Source organism: Phormidium tenue FACHB-1052, from assembly GCF_014696675.1.
Lineage (GTDB): Bacteria > Cyanobacteriota > Cyanobacteriia > Phormidesmidales > Phormidesmidaceae > Nodosilinea > Nodosilinea tenuis_A.
Genome location: NZ_JACJQN010000016.1, coordinates 136,220 through 153,146, shown reverse-complemented (window position 1 = coordinate 153,146; position 16,927 = coordinate 136,220). Strand labels below are relative to the sequence as shown.

The 16,927-nt window shown below is 53.9% G+C and carries 19 protein-coding genes and 1 tRNA gene; 13 read left to right on the top strand and 7 right to left on the bottom strand.

Annotated elements, in window-relative coordinates:
- Positions 1–631: 631 nt before the first annotated feature.
- On the bottom strand, positions 632–1,690 hold the full coding sequence (psbD, locus tag H6G07_RS20400; RefSeq protein ID WP_073609453.1) for a photosystem II reaction center subunit D2: 1,059 nt from the start codon (positions 1,688–1,690) through the stop codon (positions 632–634).
- A 440-nt stretch (positions 1,691–2,130) separates the two neighbouring features.
- Here psbD and H6G07_RS20395 point away from each other — a divergent pair, with 440 nt between their 5' ends.
- The 5 genes from H6G07_RS20395 to H6G07_RS20375 all read left to right on the top strand — a co-directional run bounded on the left by H6G07_RS20395 (position 2,131) and on the right by H6G07_RS20375 (position 4,018).
- Complete coding sequence (locus tag H6G07_RS20395; RefSeq protein ID WP_073610124.1) at positions 2,131–2,406, top strand: UPF0367 protein family; 276 nt, start codon at positions 2,131–2,133, stop codon at positions 2,404–2,406.
- Between the two features lie 28 nt (positions 2,407–2,434).
- Positions 2,435–3,124 carry an energy-coupling factor ABC transporter ATP-binding protein gene (locus H6G07_RS20390; protein ID WP_073610123.1) on the top strand — a complete coding sequence of 230 codons (690 nt, stop codon included), beginning with the start codon at positions 2,435–2,437 and terminating at the stop codon, positions 3,122–3,124.
- 112 nt (positions 3,125–3,236) lie between these two features.
- Entirely contained in the window at positions 3,237–3,464 is a 228-nt protein-coding gene (locus tag H6G07_RS20385; protein ID WP_073610122.1) for a DNA-directed RNA polymerase subunit omega, read from the top strand.
- 23 nt (positions 3,465–3,487) lie between these two features.
- Entirely contained in the window at positions 3,488–3,856 is a 369-nt protein-coding gene (locus tag H6G07_RS20380; protein ID WP_073610121.1) for a DUF1818 family protein, read from the top strand.
- Positions 3,857–3,944: 88 nt separating this feature from the next.
- Positions 3,945–4,018: transfer RNA gene (locus H6G07_RS20375), tRNA-Pro, on the top strand.
- 184 nt (positions 4,019–4,202) lie between these two features.
- On the opposite strand, the gene H6G07_RS20370 is transcribed toward H6G07_RS20375, so the two are convergent.
- Positions 4,203–4,988 carry an RNA polymerase sigma factor SigF gene (locus H6G07_RS20370; protein WP_073610120.1) on the bottom strand — a complete coding sequence of 262 codons (786 nt, stop codon included), beginning with the start codon at positions 4,986–4,988 and terminating at the stop codon, positions 4,203–4,205.
- A 335-nt stretch (positions 4,989–5,323) separates the two neighbouring features.
- Between H6G07_RS20370 and H6G07_RS20365 the strand changes: the two genes are divergently transcribed.
- The gene (locus tag H6G07_RS20365; protein ID WP_073610119.1) at positions 5,324–6,058 is read left to right on the top strand and encodes an HAD family hydrolase; all 735 of its coding nucleotides are present in this window, start codon (positions 5,324–5,326) and stop codon (positions 6,056–6,058) included.
- Between the two features lie 121 nt (positions 6,059–6,179).
- Positions 6,180–6,839, top strand: a complete 660-nt coding sequence (locus H6G07_RS20360) for an NAD(P)H-dependent oxidoreductase (RefSeq protein ID WP_073610118.1) — start codon at positions 6,180–6,182, stop codon at positions 6,837–6,839.
- Between the two features lie 17 nt (positions 6,840–6,856).
- On the opposite strand, the gene H6G07_RS20355 is transcribed toward H6G07_RS20360, so the two are convergent.
- From H6G07_RS20355 to H6G07_RS20340, 4 genes are all read right to left on the bottom strand, one after another.
- Complete coding sequence (locus H6G07_RS20355) at positions 6,857–7,420, bottom strand: NUDIX hydrolase (protein ID WP_073610117.1); 564 nt, start codon at positions 7,418–7,420, stop codon at positions 6,857–6,859.
- 61 nt (positions 7,421–7,481) lie between these two features.
- On the bottom strand, positions 7,482–7,985 hold the full coding sequence (gene folK, locus H6G07_RS20350) for a 2-amino-4-hydroxy-6-hydroxymethyldihydropteridine diphosphokinase (RefSeq protein ID WP_073610116.1): 504 nt from the start codon (positions 7,983–7,985) through the stop codon (positions 7,482–7,484).
- Positions 7,986–7,988: 3 nt separating this feature from the next.
- Positions 7,989–8,309, bottom strand: coding sequence for a thioredoxin (trxA, locus tag H6G07_RS20345; RefSeq protein ID WP_073610115.1), 321 nt, complete (start codon positions 8,307–8,309; stop codon positions 7,989–7,991).
- Between the two features lie 161 nt (positions 8,310–8,470).
- Positions 8,471–9,331 (bottom strand): alpha/beta fold hydrolase, encoded by an 861-nt coding sequence (locus H6G07_RS20340; RefSeq protein WP_073610114.1) that lies wholly within the window; start codon positions 9,329–9,331, stop codon positions 8,471–8,473.
- A 184-nt stretch (positions 9,332–9,515) separates the two neighbouring features.
- Here H6G07_RS20340 and H6G07_RS20335 point away from each other — a divergent pair, with 184 nt between their 5' ends.
- The 6 genes from H6G07_RS20335 (at position 9,516) to H6G07_RS20310 (ending at position 15,774) form a co-directional block, all read left to right on the top strand.
- The gene (locus tag H6G07_RS20335; RefSeq protein ID WP_073610113.1) at positions 9,516–10,295 is read left to right on the top strand and encodes a DUF1350 family protein; all 780 of its coding nucleotides are present in this window, start codon (positions 9,516–9,518) and stop codon (positions 10,293–10,295) included.
- Between the two features lie 87 nt (positions 10,296–10,382).
- Positions 10,383–10,808, top strand: coding sequence for an ATP-binding protein (locus H6G07_RS20330; protein ID WP_073610112.1), 426 nt, complete (start codon positions 10,383–10,385; stop codon positions 10,806–10,808).
- 65 nt (positions 10,809–10,873) lie between these two features.
- Positions 10,874–11,656, top strand: a complete 783-nt coding sequence (locus H6G07_RS20325) for a TIGR00297 family protein (protein ID WP_073610111.1) — start codon at positions 10,874–10,876, stop codon at positions 11,654–11,656.
- Between the two features lie 345 nt (positions 11,657–12,001).
- Positions 12,002–12,202, top strand: coding sequence for a hypothetical protein (locus tag H6G07_RS20320; protein ID WP_073610110.1), 201 nt, complete (start codon positions 12,002–12,004; stop codon positions 12,200–12,202).
- 345 nt (positions 12,203–12,547) lie between these two features.
- Positions 12,548–15,121, top strand: coding sequence for a putative bifunctional diguanylate cyclase/phosphodiesterase (locus H6G07_RS20315; protein WP_084173424.1), 2,574 nt, complete (start codon positions 12,548–12,550; stop codon positions 15,119–15,121).
- 284 nt (positions 15,122–15,405) lie between these two features.
- On the top strand, positions 15,406–15,774 hold the full coding sequence (locus tag H6G07_RS20310) for a thioredoxin family protein (protein WP_073610109.1): 369 nt from the start codon (positions 15,406–15,408) through the stop codon (positions 15,772–15,774).
- Between the two features lie 62 nt (positions 15,775–15,836).
- Here the strand turns inward: H6G07_RS20310 and ribD are convergent, their stop codons facing one another.
- Positions 15,837–16,907 (bottom strand): bifunctional diaminohydroxyphosphoribosylaminopyrimidine deaminase/5-amino-6-(5-phosphoribosylamino)uracil reductase RibD, encoded by a 1,071-nt coding sequence (ribD, locus tag H6G07_RS20305; protein ID WP_073610108.1) that lies wholly within the window; start codon positions 16,905–16,907, stop codon positions 15,837–15,839.
- Positions 16,908–16,927: the final 20 nt, after the last annotated feature.

Here is a 16,927-nt window from a genome sequence, read left to right as displayed (position 1 = left end):
AACCTTGGCTTTGTTTCTAGACTATGTAGTTGTCGAGGTTCGCTAAGCCCTCGGTCAGTCGCGCAGTTCAGCGCGTTTCCCTCAGGCGCTTTATCAATATAGAGCGGATTCCCTGGAGTGTCAACTACTTTGATGGAAATACTTTCCGTGACCTAAAACCCTTGCACTGCAAGGGTTTTTACAGTTTTTTGGTGGTCTAAACTCACCTCTTCCGAAAACTATTTTCAAAAAAACTCTGGCTAGACGCTGCATCTGGCGGTTGAAAGGCAAACAGCAACAACACCCCTAGCGTGCCGAAAAGCTACCTGTAGCTAAGCTAAGGGCTGTTAGAGCAGTATTAACAGCTTTAGTTCTTCCTAGAACTGTTCCTCTAGGAAGCAATCTAAGAGGACAGTAACTTTTGGGCAGGCGCAGCCTTAACGGTATGACTCGCTTAGAGGCACTGCCACTCACCACAACTCTTTCTTAGGAGCACTCCACTTGAATCATGGTTTCCCACAGGATGAGGGCTTAACGCCCTGTGATACTGCGATAGCCATGGGGGATGTACAGGGAAAATTAATTAACCCTACAAAAAAGAGAGGCGCTAAGCACCTCTCTTTCTGAAATATCTGAATCAGTTATGTATCCCTTATAGAGCGTTGCCCCGGGGGAGTACCTCTTCGGGGAATACAAACTTCTCATGGGGCTGGTCGGTCGGTGCCATCCAAGCCCGAATGCCTTCGTTCAGCAAGATGTTCTTGGTGTAGAAGGTCTCAAACTCAGGGTCTTCTGCCGCCCGAATCTCCTGGGACACAAAGTCGTAGGCCCGCAGGTTGAGGCCTAGACCCACAATGCCCACTGCACTCATCCACAAACCGGTGACCGGCACAAACAGCATGAAGAAGTGCAGCCAACGCTTGTTCGAAAACGCAATCCCAAAAATCTGAGACCAGAATCGGTTGGCGGTCACCATCGAGTAGGTCTCTTCGGCCTGGGTCGGCTCAAACGCACGGAAGGTGTTGGCGTTATCGCTATCTTTGAACAGCGTGTTCTCGACGGTGGCACCGTGGATGGCGCACAGCAGCGCTCCGCCCAGCACACCCGCTACACCCATCATGTGGAAGGGGTTCAGCGTCCAGTTGTGGAAGCCCTGCAAGAACAGCAGGAAGCGGAAGATGGCGGCGACGCCAAAGCTCGGGGCAAAGAACCAGCTCGACTGGCCCAAGGGGTACATCAGAAAGACGCTGACAAATACCGCAATCGGCGCCGAAAAGGCGATGGCGTTGTAGGGCCGCAGGCCGACGAGACGAGCCACTTCGAACTGACGCAGCATGAAGCCGATCAGGCCGAAGGTGCCGTGTAGGGCAACGAAGCTCCACAGGCCGCCCAACTGGCACCAGCGCACAAAGTCACCCTGGGCCTCAGGGCCCCACAGCAGTAGCAGGGAGTGACCCAGGCTATTGGCAGGGGTGGAGACGGCAACGGTCAAAAAGTTGCACCCTTCCAGGTACGACGACGCGAGGCCGTGGGTGTACCAGGAGGTGACGAAGGTGGTGCCGGTCAGCCAGCCGCCCACGGCCATGAAGGCGCAGGGGAACAGCAGGATGCCCGACCACCCGATAAACACAAAGCGATCGCGCTTTAGCCAGTCGTCGAGGACGTCGAACCATCCTCGCTCGGCTTGCGCGCGTCCCATTGCTATGGTCATACGCTAATCTCCGTAACTATCTAACAACAAGGTATATACACGGAAGATGATGCCGCTACTTCTAACCTGAAGACAGCCAACTGAACAGATCAGCCAACTCTCCACCAATTATGAGTAGTGTTTACTATTCTTTACCGTACGTATCATTATAAGGGTTATTTTTAGGAGGGCTAGCCTAGGAAGCCAGATTGTCCTTGAATTTCATCGGTTTTAATGAGCATTTTTGCTTATCCCTCACGGGGGAAATTCTGGTTTGTCTAGTTCAGGCTGCTCTTATTTGTGGCTCAGCCTAAGCATCGGAAGGAAGCAGCGGGATCTCCTTACTCTGATTAAGACTGTAGTTGTTGGGTAGGACCCTTTACACTCTATATATAGGTAGGCAAGCTTAGTTCAAGCCACCTGCGTCTCTAAATATTCTGTTTACTGAGTAGTAGCCAACCATGTTCACGATTGAGTTAACGCTGAAACACACGCCAATGCCTCTCTCTGTGCAAAAGAAAGAACCAAGTGAGGCACAGGCTCTTTTTGGTTCACTTACAGAGAGCCTACGTAGCAACAATGGTCACCTAATCGAAATCACCTGCGACCAACAGCCTCACAAACGTATCAGCGTCTTGGGTAGCGAGATTGCAGCCGTCCAAATTTTTGAGAAGAGCGGTACGGCTACAGCATCGGGTCGCCCACCGGGGTTCTTCTCCCTAAGTAGCGATCAGTAAGCGATCGCTACGCAAGGAGTCAAGATCAGTGCCTGGTAACATTGCTTCAGATCAGGAGCCTAGTGCCATTTGGGTCAATCAGTTGCAGTTTCAGTGGCCATCGGGTCTATCAGTGCTGCAAGATTGCTCGCTTACGGTGAAGCCCGGTGAGTTTTGCATGCTGCTGGGCAACAATGGTAGTGGCAAGTCAACCTTGCTGAAGATCCTGGGCGGGCTGCTGCAGCCTCAAGCGGGAGAGTGGTCGGTTGAAAAGCCCTTGGGGTTTGTATTTCAGAACCCTGACCACCAGTTGGTAATGCCCACAGTGGGCGCTGATGTAGCGTTTGGCCTAGTGGATGAGCACCTTCCCCTGGCAGAGATTCGTAATCGAGTTGATGATGCATTGTCCGCCATCAATCTATTGGAGCTAAAACGTCGACCCATCTACGCTCTCAGCGGCGGGCAAAAGCAGCGGGTGGCAATTGCTGGAGCCATTGCCCGACATTGCCAGGTACTACTACTGGACGAGCCTACTGCCCTACTCGATCCCGACAGCCAGATTGATTTGGTGAAACGGGTAAGAAATCTGGTTAAAGAGCGGGGGCTAACAGCTCTATGGGTTACCCACAGATTGGTAGAACTTGACTACTGCGATCGCGCCTTTCTGCTAGAGGCAGGAAGGGTACTGGACGAAGGCGATCCGGCTCGCCTGAAGCAGCGGTTACAAAGCCAAGTCTGAAGGTCTTTAACGGCGGTCTAGGATCTGACCCTAGACCGCCACGCTCAATCGGAAGCGGTGATACCAAAAATTCTTGGTAGAATTAGGGCTTGAGTCATTTATTTAGGCTGTTATGGCTAAGCGCTCTCCTTTCGACAGTACGCAGGTTATGCGACGCACCGAAGACCTGATCCGGGCCGCTTCAAACCGCTACCGCATTACGGTACAAGTAGCTAATCGAGCTCAGCGGAGACGCTTCGAAGATTTTGAAAACTACGAAGACCCCAAGATGAAGCCTGTGCTGCGAGCCATCATTGAGATGTCTGATGAGTTGACTCAACCTGAGATTATCGGCGAGTAGCAGTATCAAGATTGGCCGCGTTCATGGGTGAGCGGTTTACAAAGGAAGGTAATGGGTGGCGTCTCAGCTGGGACGCCACCGCCCCTAAATATTGTGGACTGTTAGCTGGCTCTAATTGGGCTATAGAGTTAACTAAAGCCGAGTTTCGTGCCTTTCGGCGGTTAGCGATGGAAATACGCGAAACCATGCAGGCGATCGCCTGCGAACTTATGGACGATGAACGCATTACCTGTGAAGCAGAAGCCGATTACCTATGGATAGAAGCAGAAGGATTTCCAGAAGCCTACGGCATACGGTTTATTCTCAAGTCAGGTCGTCAATGCGAAGGTGAGTGGGACGTGGAAGCGACCCAGCAAATGTTGCAGGCCATCTTCCACCTCACGGTGTTCTAAGGGTTTTCTAGAACAGATTGCAACTTTCTCAAATTTTATCTGGCTATGTACCTCTCTGTGTTATTCTAGTTAAGCACGATCAAAAGACCGGGGCGTAGCGCAGCTTGGTAGCGCACCACTTTGGGGTAGTGGGGGTCGTGGGTTCAAATCCCGCCGCTCCGATAGACAAAAAGCCTTGCCAGTTGGCAAGGCTTTTTGCTGTCTAGAATGTCCGGGTGTGGCCTGACTATCTTGACAGAAGAACCAAGCGGTAGATCCTAAAACGAGAAAGCCGCAGATAGTCTTGGACAGACTACCTACGGCGATCGCTCTCGTAACAACTGTAGCCTAGGAATCCGTGCTTAGGCTAGGGATCCGTGCGAAGTTCCTGAGGTTGCAGGTAAGCAATCATTTCGTCTACACCGCGTTGAATGCGGCGGGTGACAGTCATGGGGCTGACGCCAATTTTCTCAGCTACCTCTTTACGGGACAGACCTTTGAAAAAGACAAACTCAATAGCAGTGCGAGTTTTAGACTCAAGCTGGTTCAACGCCCGCTGAATTTGTTGACGATCTTCTTCCAATGCCTGCATGAGCTGATAGTGACTGTCAGGCAGGGTTTCACCCAGGGTGATGTTAGAGTCAACCTGCTGGCAGACAGTAGCGTCAAGGCTGAGGGGAAGACGATTTTTGTGAGCCATCTTAACTTCTCGCCATTCTTTGACCGGTACACCCAATGCCTCAGCCATTTCGCTATCGCTGGGGTTGCGGCCTAAGGAGCGCATCAGCTCCATTTGAAGTTTTTGAGACTCTTTTTGTAGATCTTGCCAGCGGCGGGGAATCTTAACTGTAGTGCCGCGATCGCGCAGGAAGTGCAGCATCTCACCACGAATATAGGGTACGGCAAAGGAGCTAAAGGCACAGCCTTGGCCAGGGTTAAACCGCTCAATGGCACGAATCAAACCGATGTAGCCAATCTGCTCAAGGTCTTCGTAGGGCTCAGAACACTGATGGCTAACGCGGTGAGCAATTTTACGCACTAGGCCAGCATTGAGTTGCACTAGCCGGTTACGTAGGTGTACAGAGGGAGACTGCTTGTACTGCATCAGCAGTTCCATGCCACGGGAGCGAATTGTCGAAGTTTGAGTAGCCATATCTGCGGTGTCCTTACGAGAGCGGGTTCGCTGAGAACTGTCCTTATTCTCGGGATTGACACCGGCATTCACCATGGTTGATCCACGGTACTCTAGCGGGGGGTAAAGGCTGAGCTCCGTAGTTTTACGGGATAAGGATCTGTCGTTCAAAGCGCTGCTAAACACCTTTCATCTGGGGATGATTGTGGGTTGTCAGGGTGAACGGAACTGACTAACGATGACCCAAACTCGTTGACCTATAAGGCCGGAAGAGCCTTCTTTAGAGACCAAAACCGGGCTAAGCTAAAGGCTGCGTCCAAGGCATTACATCTCTTAATATCTTTCCGACTAGATCAATGGCTCTGAAGGCAGTTTTACTCGACTTTAACGGTGTCGTGATTAACGATGAGGCCATCCATGGGCGATTAATTGAGGAATTACTCCTAGAAGAAAATCTTCGACCTAATCCCCAAGATTTGGCAGAATATTGCCTAGGCCGCTCTGATGCCGCTTGTCTCAGGGAGCTACTCACGCGCCAAGGACGGGTGATATCTGAGGGGTACTTAGAAAAACTGCTTGACCGTAAGGCTGCCCGCTATCGAGAAGTGCTGACCACATTAGAGCCACTGCCGTTATATCCAGGCCTTGACGATTTGGTTTACCAAATCAGGGCAGCACAGCTCAAACTGGCGATTGTATCTGGAGCACGGCGCAGCGAAATTGAAGCTGTACTAGCCCAGACGGCCTGGAGCAATTATGTGGAGTTGATTATTTCGTCCGATGATCTGACTATCGGGGTGAGTAAGCCTGCCCCAGACGGATATTTACTCGCCATTGAGCACTTCAATCAGCGGTTTGCCGACCTAGCTCTACAGCCTACAGATTGCTTAGCCATAGAAGATTCCTTCGCTGGTATTGAGGCCGCCAAACGGGCAGGAGTCCCCGTATTGGGCGTGGCCCATGTCTACCCCTACCAAATGATTCACCGTCGAGCGACTTGGGCGATCGATCATCTCTATGAGCTGAGCCTAGACTGGCTCAAACCCTACTACGAATCTGGGACTAGCCGATCTCAACAGATTTCAGCTTAGATGCGGTCAAGCGTTAACGCAGTGGATAGCTTCGTGGCTTAGGATGCCTAAAGGAGCGGTAGCCGCAAAGCCTTACCGTTCTTCCTTTGAGTCTGCTGTTACTACAATTTTCACAACCGCCATGCCCCATTCACTAACTACCCCAGATCAGGTTATTCAGCAGCTGAACTGGCGCTATGCGACTAAGCAATTTGACCCCAGTCGCAAAATCTCTGATGCTACGTGGGCCGCTCTGGAACACAGTCTTGTGCTGTCGCCGTCGTCTTTTGGACTACAACCGTGGAAGTTTTTTGTAGTGAGAAATCCTGCTTTACGGCAGCAGCTCAGAAAACATGCCTGGAGTCAAGCCCAAGTCACTGATGCTTCTCACCTAGTAGTGCTGGCCATCAAAAAAGATGTAGGTAATACGGAGGTTGACCAGTTCGTAGAGCGCATGGCAACGGTGCGCCAGGTGCCTACCGAAACGCTCGATGGTTACAGCAACATGGTCAAAGGCTTTTTGGCAGAGCCTCCTTACCCGATCACGATGGACAATTGGGCTACTCGGCAGGTCTATGTTGCTTTAGGGTTTTTGATGTACTCTGCGGCCATGCTAGGGGTCGATACTTGCCCCATGGAAGGCTTTGAGCAAGACAAGTTTAACGAGTTGCTGCAACTACCTGAGCAGGGCTATTCGGCGGTGGTGCTATGCGCAGTAGGGTATCGTGCCGACGATGACAAGTACGCCACCCTACCTAAGGTACGCTACGCTACCGAAACCGTATTGGGATACTACGACTAGCGTGTATTTTGGGCTAGCTATAGAGCTGCCAGCTTCTCCAGGTAGGGTTTTGCCAGGTAGAAGCTGGCGATAGACTTAGCGTCTACTGCTTCGCCAGCCAAAATGGCTTTCTCAAGCTGGGCAGGGGTAAACCGTACGACTTCAATATCTTCGTCGTCATCGGCGTCGGGAGGTAGCTCGATCGCATCTAGGTCAGTAGCCAGGAAGGCATAGATAATTTCGTCGGAGTAGCCAGGGGCCAAAGGAAAGTTGCCAATGGGTAGCCAAGTTTGAGCGCTGTGGCCAATTTCCTCTTGAATTTCTCGACGAATGGTGTCGGCAGGGGATTCATCAGCCTCGATTGTGCCGGCGGGAAATTCTAGCAACCGCCCAAGCAAAGCAAAGCGATACTGACGCACCATGATCAATTCACCGTTGGCCGTCACGGGTACAGCTAAGGCACCACCTGGATGGCGAATGCATTCCCAATCGCCTTCTGCTCGGTTTGGCAAGCGCAGACGATTAACCTCGAAGTTGAACTTGCGGCCCTCGTAAAATAAACGCTGCTTGAGCAGCTGAGGAGGCTCTTGACCTAAAGGCATAGGTGACGGTGAAGAAAGGGCGCATGCGGTCAACCCATTGTAGCGGGCTGAGCGAGAGAGATTAGCTTGAGGCGCTGATTGGGCCAAGTGGCTGAACTCCCGTGGGGTCAACGGCCTGGCATAGTGAATGTATCAATTGACCACTGACAGGATCGCGCCAGTGGGGGGCAATTTCGGCGAGGGGGATAAGCACGAATGCGCGCTCCCGCAGGCGGGGATGGGGAACGTGCAGGGCTGGTTCTGTGATGATTGACTGGCCGTAGAATAGTAAATCGAGGTCAAGGGTACGTGGACCCCAGCGCTCGCGACGCACTCGCCCGAAGTGCTGTTCTGTGGCTAGGAGCTGATGGAGTAGGTCTTGGGCTGATAGGGAAGTCTTGAGCAGAGCGCAGGCGTTTAAAATATCGGGCTGAGGGGGGCCAATGGCGACGGTTTGGTAGAGGCTTGACTGCGCTATCACGTCTATATCAGGACAGTGGGCTAGGGTAGTTAGCGCCTGCTGCAACGTTTTGCGGGAGTTGCCCAGGTTGCTGCCTAGGGCGATCGCACAGGGTACCGCCGTCATACCCTAGCCCAAATGAGGCTGAAGGCGTGCCACTAGCTGGTCAGCTGGTAGCACGCCTTCGATGCGATCTACGGGCTGCCCGGCTTTGAATAACACCAGCGTGGGCAGGGCCGCAATCCGGTGCTGAGAGGCAATTTGCGGATACTTATCGGTGTCAATTTTGACGATTTTGAGCTGTCCTTTGAGCTGGCTGCTGACGGTAGTTAGAATGCCTGCCATCATCTGACAAGGGCCACACCAGGTGGCATAGAAATCAACCAGCACTGGGCCTGAGGCTCCCGCTAACAAGTCCTCAAAACTCTGAAATTGCTGTTTGACCGCCATCGCGTACTCCTTTGGTAAATCCCGATTGCCTAAGCAACAGCATTGCCCATTTGTCCAGGATAAGCTATTGCTTTAGGCACTATTTTATCGTTCTACCCGATATCGATTGAGCCGGGCGGCGGGGAAGAATGGGTAGCATTAACTTGGCCGTCCGAACTTAGCTACACAGCCATTTGACGCAGAAAGGTATCGAGGGCGGCGGCAACTTTCTCGGCCCAATCTTCTTGAGCATAGTGACCAACTTCTTCTAAGGTTTGGAGTTCACCGTTGGGCAGGGTTTGAACGGCGGCCTCTGCCAGACTGACCGGCAGCCAGGGATCCTTTTGACCCCACAGTACTAGGGTAGGGTGATCCCAGTTGGGCAGGGCAGCGACGATCGCCTGACTGCTGGCTTCAAGGTCTATGCGGCGCACGGTGGTCATCAGTGCACGCCCTACGTCAGAGCTTTTCAGGAACGGTCGGCGGTATACATCTAGGTCGGCATCGTTAATTTGGTAGGGGCCACCGCCCTCTAGGGTGCGATCGACCAGGAGTGGATCTTGGGTGATCATATCTCCGGCTAGGGGTAGACCCATCTGGCGAATCTTCCAGGGGAGCTTAGCGCCAGGGCCAATGGGAGCGTTGATCATCACCAGGCGATCGACGCGATCGGGATGCTGGAGGGCGTACTGAATGCCGACGGAACCGAGGAATCCCTGGGCCACTAGATGCACTTGGGGTAGCTCTAGGGCATCGATAAAACTACCCAAGGCCGAGGCTAAGGCAGCGGGGGTGTAGTCAAAGTCGCGGCGATCGGGCTTGTCGGAGAAGCCATGGCCGAGCCAGTCGGGGGCGATCGCTCGAAATCCTTGCTGGGCCAGGGTAGGCATGACCTGCCGCCAGCTGTAGCTCTGTGATACCAGACCGTGGAGCAGCAGCACCGGCAGCCGGGAGGAATCACCCAGGGGCTGAAGGTCGCGGTAGAACCAGGTTAACCCGTTGACCGATATCGTGCGCTCTGCGATCGCAGCATCTTGACTCATAGCCGTTCCTTAACCCAGCCCACCGAGCTTACCGCTCCACGGAATGGGAACGCAACAGCGGTAACTCAGCCAGCCCAATCTCCCAGCTTGACGGCGGTGATACCGTCACTGCCCCAAACTGGCTACAGTAAGAGAAAGGGCTCCCCCTGCACTGTAATTTTGGGCAAAGGCACTACACAGCACAATGAACTGGCAAGAGGTCTCCGGCAACTGGATTTTAGTGCCGCCTAACCCCACGGCGATCGTGCATTTTTTGGGGGGAGCCTTTGTGGCAGCTGCCCCCAGCGTTACCTACCAATGGCTGCTGGAGAATCTAGCTGGGCAAGGTTATCTGGTCGTGGCAACGCCCTTTATCAACACCTTTGACCATGCTGCCATCGCCCAGGAAGTGTTGGTCACCTTTGGTCAAGCGCTGCGGTATCTCGACAAGCGCGGGCTGGCTGACTATCGAATGCCTATTTACGGCCTGGGGCACAGCATGGGCTGCAAAGTTCATTTGCTGATCAATAGCCTGTGGGAGGTAGAGCGGGCTGGCAATATCTATATAAGTTTTAATAACTACCCAGCCCGGCGATCGATTCCTTTTTTGGAGCAGGTGGTGCAGTTTAATCCTGCCTTCAATGTGGAATTTACCCCTGACCCTGAGGCTACTCTGGCATTGGTGCGCGATCGCTATCCCGTATCCCATAATTTACTGATCAAATTCCGCAACGATACCATTGACCAAACCCGTCCCCTGTCGGAGGTGCTGGTGCGACGGTTTCCCGAATCCACTACCGTTCAAATTTTGCAGGGTTCTCACACCACACCCATTGCCCAAGAATTGGGCTGGCAGCCAGGAGTAGCCTTCAGCCCCCTCGATGCTTTGGGGCAATTTATGCGCCAGGAGTTTTATCGAGACCTCACCCACCTGCGCCACCATCTGCTAACCTGGCTCAACCCCCTAACCATAATGGGGCGATAGGTGATGTAAAACTCTTGCCCTTAAGGCTTTTGCCGGGGTGGGGTTAGGCCTATGATGCAAAGGTGAGCTATCTAGCCGTTGCCCGCTTTGACTTATCAGCACACTAGCCAGATTGAAACCCAAACCGACCCAACGGAGCTGAAGTCGGTGCTGGCGTGGTTTGACCAGTTTCAGGCAACGCCTATCCCCCACAACATTTGGCTTCAGTGCCAGCTCGCTCTAATTGAAGGGTTCACCAATGCGGTGCGCCACGCCCACGCAGGGCTGCCCCTAGAAACCCCCGTTGGCATCGAGGTATCGGTGAGCGATCGCACCATCGACATTCGCATTTGGGATCGCGGCCCTGGCTTTGATCTAGCCTCAATGCTGAGGCACAAAATTAGCGTTAACAACCCTGACTCAGAAGGAGGCCGGGGGCTAAAAATCATGTATCTCGTTGCCGATCGCCTCACCTATGAACCAGCCCCCGACCAGGGGAACTGCCTGCATTTGCACAAGACCTTTGCTCTGTAGGGTAAGAATGTCTCCAAAGTGACGCTATGGCTTTATCTGCGATTTTCTTGGCGCTAACCCCATCGATGCAAAGCTCTGGGCAGCTGACGGACTGGCTCATAGGCGGCCTGATAAATACCCTGCTGCTGGCGATCGCCTGGAAACTGCCCAAAAAGCTGTTAACTCCAGCCGGCTACGGCCATGCCTGGGCGCTGGGAGTAATTGTTTGGGGCTGCCTGGGTTGGCGTGGCTATGCCGTGATGATGACCTATTTTCTGGCTGGAACAGCGGTTACTCGTTTGGGTAAAGGCCGCAAGGAAGCCGCCGGCATTGCCGAAGGGCGATCTGGAGTCAGAGGACCGGAGAATGTCTGGGGCTCTGCCCTAGCGGCAGCAGTCTGTGCTGGCGCGATCGCCATTCTTCGAGTCACCGCCAGCCCCCCAAGCCAAGCCCTCTGGCTGCCCTTGCTAGCGCTGGCCTACGTCAGCAGCCTTAGCACCAAACTCTCCGACACCACCGCTAGCGAGGTGGGCAAAGCTTATGGTCGCCATACCTTTCTGATTACCTCGCTCAAGCCCGTGCCAGCCGGGACTGAAGGGGCTGTTAGCCTTGAGGGCACCCTGGCTGGAGTAGCAGGGTCAGTGGTGATGGCCCTAGCTGGCTGGGCCGTCGGGTTGATTAACCTCTGGGGCATCGTCATTTGTCTGGTGGCGGCCTTTGTGGCGACCACCATAGAAAGCCTCATTGGAGCCACGTTGCAAACCCGCATCCCGTGGTTGACCAACGAAATCGTCAACGGCATGAACACGACTATCGGTGCCCTGGTGGGACTTTTACTGGGCATAGTGGTGGCACAAATAAACTGGTGAGGGCGATCGCAACTAGAACCCCGTAAATTTACAGATGGTTGGCTCAGGCTTTTTTGAAGGCACAAGATCAAGCCGCCACCCTGCCCACTGCCATGTACCGAAATCCGGAAAGTTTTAGGAAATTTTATCCAATCCTCACAAATCCTTGTCCTAGGTATAAAAAGTTCCGTAAATACTCGTACTCCTAAGTTCCGTGGGTTCTCTGTCGATGGTCATTGCTAGCTTCAGCCTTAATAGATTTAGGCTTCGCTACTTTGTAGAGCAGGCCTGGGTCACCAATGTTGTTTAGGGAGCGTCTACCCTCAGGTCAACTTTATTTAACCTGAGGACACAACGATAACTGTTATGCAAATTTCGCTAGAGCGCACGGTTCGTTCTCATCACTCAGTTCTTGCCATTGGCATGCTATCGCTAGCTATATTAATTATCTTGCAGGCCTTTGGCACAGGGTCAGTGGCGAGCGCCAACAGCCGAGACGAATTTCCAGGCCGACGCCAAGGCGGTGGCACCCACTGGGTAACTCCCCTACAACCTAGCAGCTACTAGCACATAACAATCGCCCCATGCCGCCTCCAACAGCGGCAGCGGTGCACTCTTAATAGAGATATCGAAACTTAAATATCCAATCCAGGCGGCAGTTCCAAAGCTAGGAGCAGCCGCCTTTAGCTTGTATTACGAAAGCCAAAGCCAGCATCATTGCCAGCCTCAACTGTTAGGCTACAAAGGCAGATCCAGCGCGAAGCCAGCCACTACCCAGCGAGAGGTGCACAACTCCATCTGGGCATGCTTAGCAAACGTCCTTCGCCTTGGTCAACGTTTCAAAGCTAGGGGACTGGGTGTGCTACCTGAGACATTCTTCATTTAGTTTCTACTTTCAAAGGCCCAGCGATTGTGAAAGCGACGCTCAAAAGAATAAACCACCGGCTGCGTCGCCGGGTGGTTCCCCAGGTGCTCCACTGGTGGGGAGCAGCCCCCCTGACCACCGGAGGCAAGATTGTGCTGTTGTCCAGTCTGGTGGCCAGCGCGCTAGTAACTGGTGCCAAAGTATTGACCGTTTTAGAACCAGCTGAGCTCTTTCTTTTTGACCATGTGGTGCGATGGTCGACAACCGACCCTCAAAGGCTATCGCGCCCTAGCCAAGATCTCGACCCCCGCATGACGATTGTGGGCATTACTGAAGCAGATATTCGTCAGTACGGCTGGCCCCTCAGTGACGAAATTTTAGCCGATGTCATTCAGACCCTTCAAGGTCATACTCCAAGAGTTGTCGGGCTAGACCTCTACCGCAGCACGCTGCGTCCGCCAGGGTCAGCTGACCTGATCGAAGCCCTAGCCGCGCCCAACCTGATGGCCATTATGAATGTGGGCAGCACCCAGGGCCAGAGCGAAGTGCCGCCCCCGCCCACTGTCGAGCCAGAGCGGATCGGCTTCAACGATTTTCCCACCGATTCTGACGGCATTATCCGTCGCAACTTGGTTTTTGTGCGTAGCCCTGACGGTGGCTACTATTCCTTTGCCCTGCGGGTAGTGATGGCCTATGAAGGCTATGCTCCTGAGGCTTTAACGGCTGGGGCAAATCACCTCTACCTGGGCGATCGGGCGATTCCGGTGCTCTCGGGCCGAGAGGGTGGTTACCAAAATGTAGACAGCAGGGGCTACCAAATTCTGCTGCGCTATCACACCGCCCACATGCCAGCCCGTCACCTCTCCATTAGCCAGGTACTCAGCAAGCAGTTTGCTCCAGCCTGGATTGACGACAACATTGTCCTCATTGGAACCACCGCCGCTAGCCTCAAAGACCGCTTCTACACCCCCTTCAGCTTCAATCAAGACAGCGAGCTGACCATGCCTGGAGTGGTCATCCACGGGCAGATGGTACGCCAGCTGCTAGATATTGTGGCCGGACAGCCTGCCAGCTACCGATTCCTGCCCCCCTGGGCCGAAGGGCTGTGGCTTTGGAGCTGGTGTTTAACCGCCGGCACCCTAGTTTGGCTCGTTAAGCGTCCTAGCGAGCTACTGCTATCCTGCGGACTGCTCCTGGGAAGCTTAGAAGGAGTTGGCTGGCTAGGGGTTAATGGATTAGTGTGGCTTCCCCTGGCCGAGCCGATCCTAGGAATGGTAACCGCAGCAGCAGTGGTTTTAGCTTACAAGCTGCTTTACCGCACCACTCACGACTCCCTCACCGGTTTGCCCAACCGCGAAGCTTTTATCAATACGATTCAGCAGGCTCTCCACTACCGACAAAGTCCCGATCAGCCTGTGATAGTGGCATTTATGGGCATCGATCGCTTTAAGGTTATAAACGAAAGTCTGGGGCACCAGGCCGGTGACGAGGTGCTGCAAATGATGGCTATGCGGCTGATGCAGCACATTCCCCCAGAGGCCCAAGTAGCCCGGGTCGGCGGCGATGAGTTTGCCCTCCTCCTCACCCAGCTCTCTAGCACCGCTGCCGGAGAACTAATGGATCAGCTTCAGTACATCCTTTCGGAACCTCTTACCCTGCATGGCCAGAAATTGCCCAGCACCCTCAGTATTGGGGTGGCTATCAGCCAGCCAGGGTTGGAACACAAACCGGCGGATCTGCTACGCGACGCCCACACTGCCATGTACCGAGCCAAGGCCTTGGGCAAGTCACGATTTGAGGTGTTTGCCGCAGGCATGCTCACCGAAGCAGTCAACCGCCTTCAGCTCGAAAGCGACTTAATTAGCGCTCTGGACAATCACGAGTTTTTGCTCTACTACCAGCCGATCATCAATCTCAAAACCGGAGCACTGGCTGGGTTTGAAGCGCTGGTGCGATGGCACCAGAAAGATCGAGGCTTTGTTCTGCCCAGCGCCTTCATTCCGGCGGCAGAGGAAACCGGGCTAATTATGGCCCTAGGGCAGTGGATTTTCCGCGAGGCCTGTCAGCAACTGTGCCAGTGGCACACCTTACTGCCCCAATATCGCCACCTGACCATGAGCATCAATCTCTCTAATCGTCAGTTTGGTCAGACCGATCTGATCAGTCAAATCGAAGTCGCTTTGAAAGAAACCCAGGTTGACGGCCACTGCATTCGGCTTGAAATTACCGAGAGCATGGTGATGGGCGATGTGGATGCTGCGATCGATCTGATGCTCAAGCTCAAATCGTTAGACCTAAAACTGGCCATTGATGATTTTGGTACCGGCTACTCGTCCCTCAGCTACCTACACCGATTTCCCATGGATACTCTGAAAGTGGATAAATCTTTCGTAGGGCGCCTGGAAAAAAGCAACGAAGATCGAGCCATCATCAACACGATCTTGACCCTCGGTCAAAAACTTGGCATGGAGGTGGTGGCTGAGGGGGTAGAGACCGCTGCCCAGGTCGCCATGCTACAGCAGGAGGGGTGCGACTATGGCCAGGGCTATTTCTTTGCCAAGCCTTTACCGGCCGCTGAGGCATTGGACTTACTCCAGCAGTACCAGCCCTTGGGATGCTAGATCGTTAAGCGGAGAGTAAAACTACGCCCAGTCAGGTTTGCTAGAGCCGATACCCATAACCACTCCATGTCGTAAATTAACGGCAGCTTCCATTGCCAGAGCCTTGTGTTAGGGCTTTGGCATAATCCTTATTCTGACCTATTAACTTCCATTCTCAACTGGTCTACAATGATCCCGATAGCAACTGCATATTTTCCCTTAACTTCAATAGGCTCATATTTGTCCAGGAGTTCCGCTTAGGGATGTACCTGGAGAGTTAGTTAAATTCCTTTATTGATTTATAGATGCCGATGTCTGTTGGCGAAGCCACGTTTAGAGCAGCTGTGCTCGAGTCAGACCTTCCCGTATTAGTTCATTTTTGGGCTCCCTGGTGTGGGCTCTGCAAGCTGATTGTCCCGGTTTTACAAAGCTTTCAGGCCGAGTGGGAGGGTCAAGTTAAGCTAGTCGATATCAATGCCGATGAAAACCTGCGTTTGGCCAATGCCTACCGCCTCTCAAACCTGCCAACGCTGCTGATATTTGAGCAGGGGGAGGTGCATCAGCGAGTAGAGTCATTTCGCGGCAAAGACGATCTACGGCTGGTGCTTGAAGCCTTCATGCGCAACCGAGAGTTGACTTACGACATTCCTCGGCTTGTACGCATCTATCCCTAGCCATTAGTGCCGGTGCAGTAGGCTCATCTAACTGCCTTAGTTTGAGTTGAGGTTGGTTAGGGCTAGCTGTCAGCGGGCAAGTCCAAATAGCCTTCTAATAGCAGGTCATCGCCCAGGAGACGCCAGGTCGTGCGACTCAAGGTTAAGGCCTCGCCCATATTTTGCAGGCCTAAATCACCGATGGGGCTTGGGGCAGCCACACCGCCTATCAGCTTGGGAGCCACAAAGGCCCAAAGCTTATCGATGACGCCATCTTGAATTGCTTGGGCTGCTAGCAAACCGCCGCATTCCCACAACACCGTTGCACAGCCGCGTTGGTAAAGATGCTCGGTTACTGTCCGAGGGGTAAGTGCTGGTAGCGCGACGATGTCGACGCCTTCAGCGGCTAACGCTTGGTGACGGGCTGGGTCTGCCTCAGGTCCAGTGAAAACTGTAGTGGGTGCGTCTTCTATGCGCCACAGGTTGGCCTCAGGGGGGAGTTCGAGGCGGCGGCTCATGACAACACGCAGCGGGTTATGGGAGCTGTGACCATGGCTGGTCAGTCGAGGGTTGTCGTGGCGAACGGTGCTGCCACCCACGACTACTGCATCGCAGGTGGCGCGCAACTGGTGCACGGCGGCGCGAGCGGTAGGCCCAGTGACCCAAGCGCTGTGGCCGCTGACAGCGGCAATTTTGCCGTCTAGGGTCATGGCATACTTCAGCAGGCCTAGGGGGCGCTGGCGGGTGATTCGCTGTACGAAGGCTTCATTGAGATGGCGACAGGCGGCTTCTTCGACTCCGACTATGACCGTCAGACCGGCCTGGCGAAGTCGCTCGATGCCTGTGCTGGACACCCTAGGATCAGGATCAACCATACCCACGACCACCCGACTAATACCCGCTCGAATTACTGCTTCGGTACAGGGAGGGGTGCGCCCGGTGTGATTACAGGGTTCTAAATTGACGTAGAGGGTGGCCCCTTGGGCGCGGGCTCCGGCCTGGGCTAGGGCAAACACCTCGGCGTGGGGTTGCCCAGCTCGGGGATGAAAACCTTCTCCCACGATTAAACCCTGCTGCAACACAACGCACCCCACCATTGGATTGGGGGCTGTTTGCCCCGCCGCGAGGCTGGCCAGCTCTAGGCAGCGCTGCATCCAGCGAGGGTGCTCGTCTC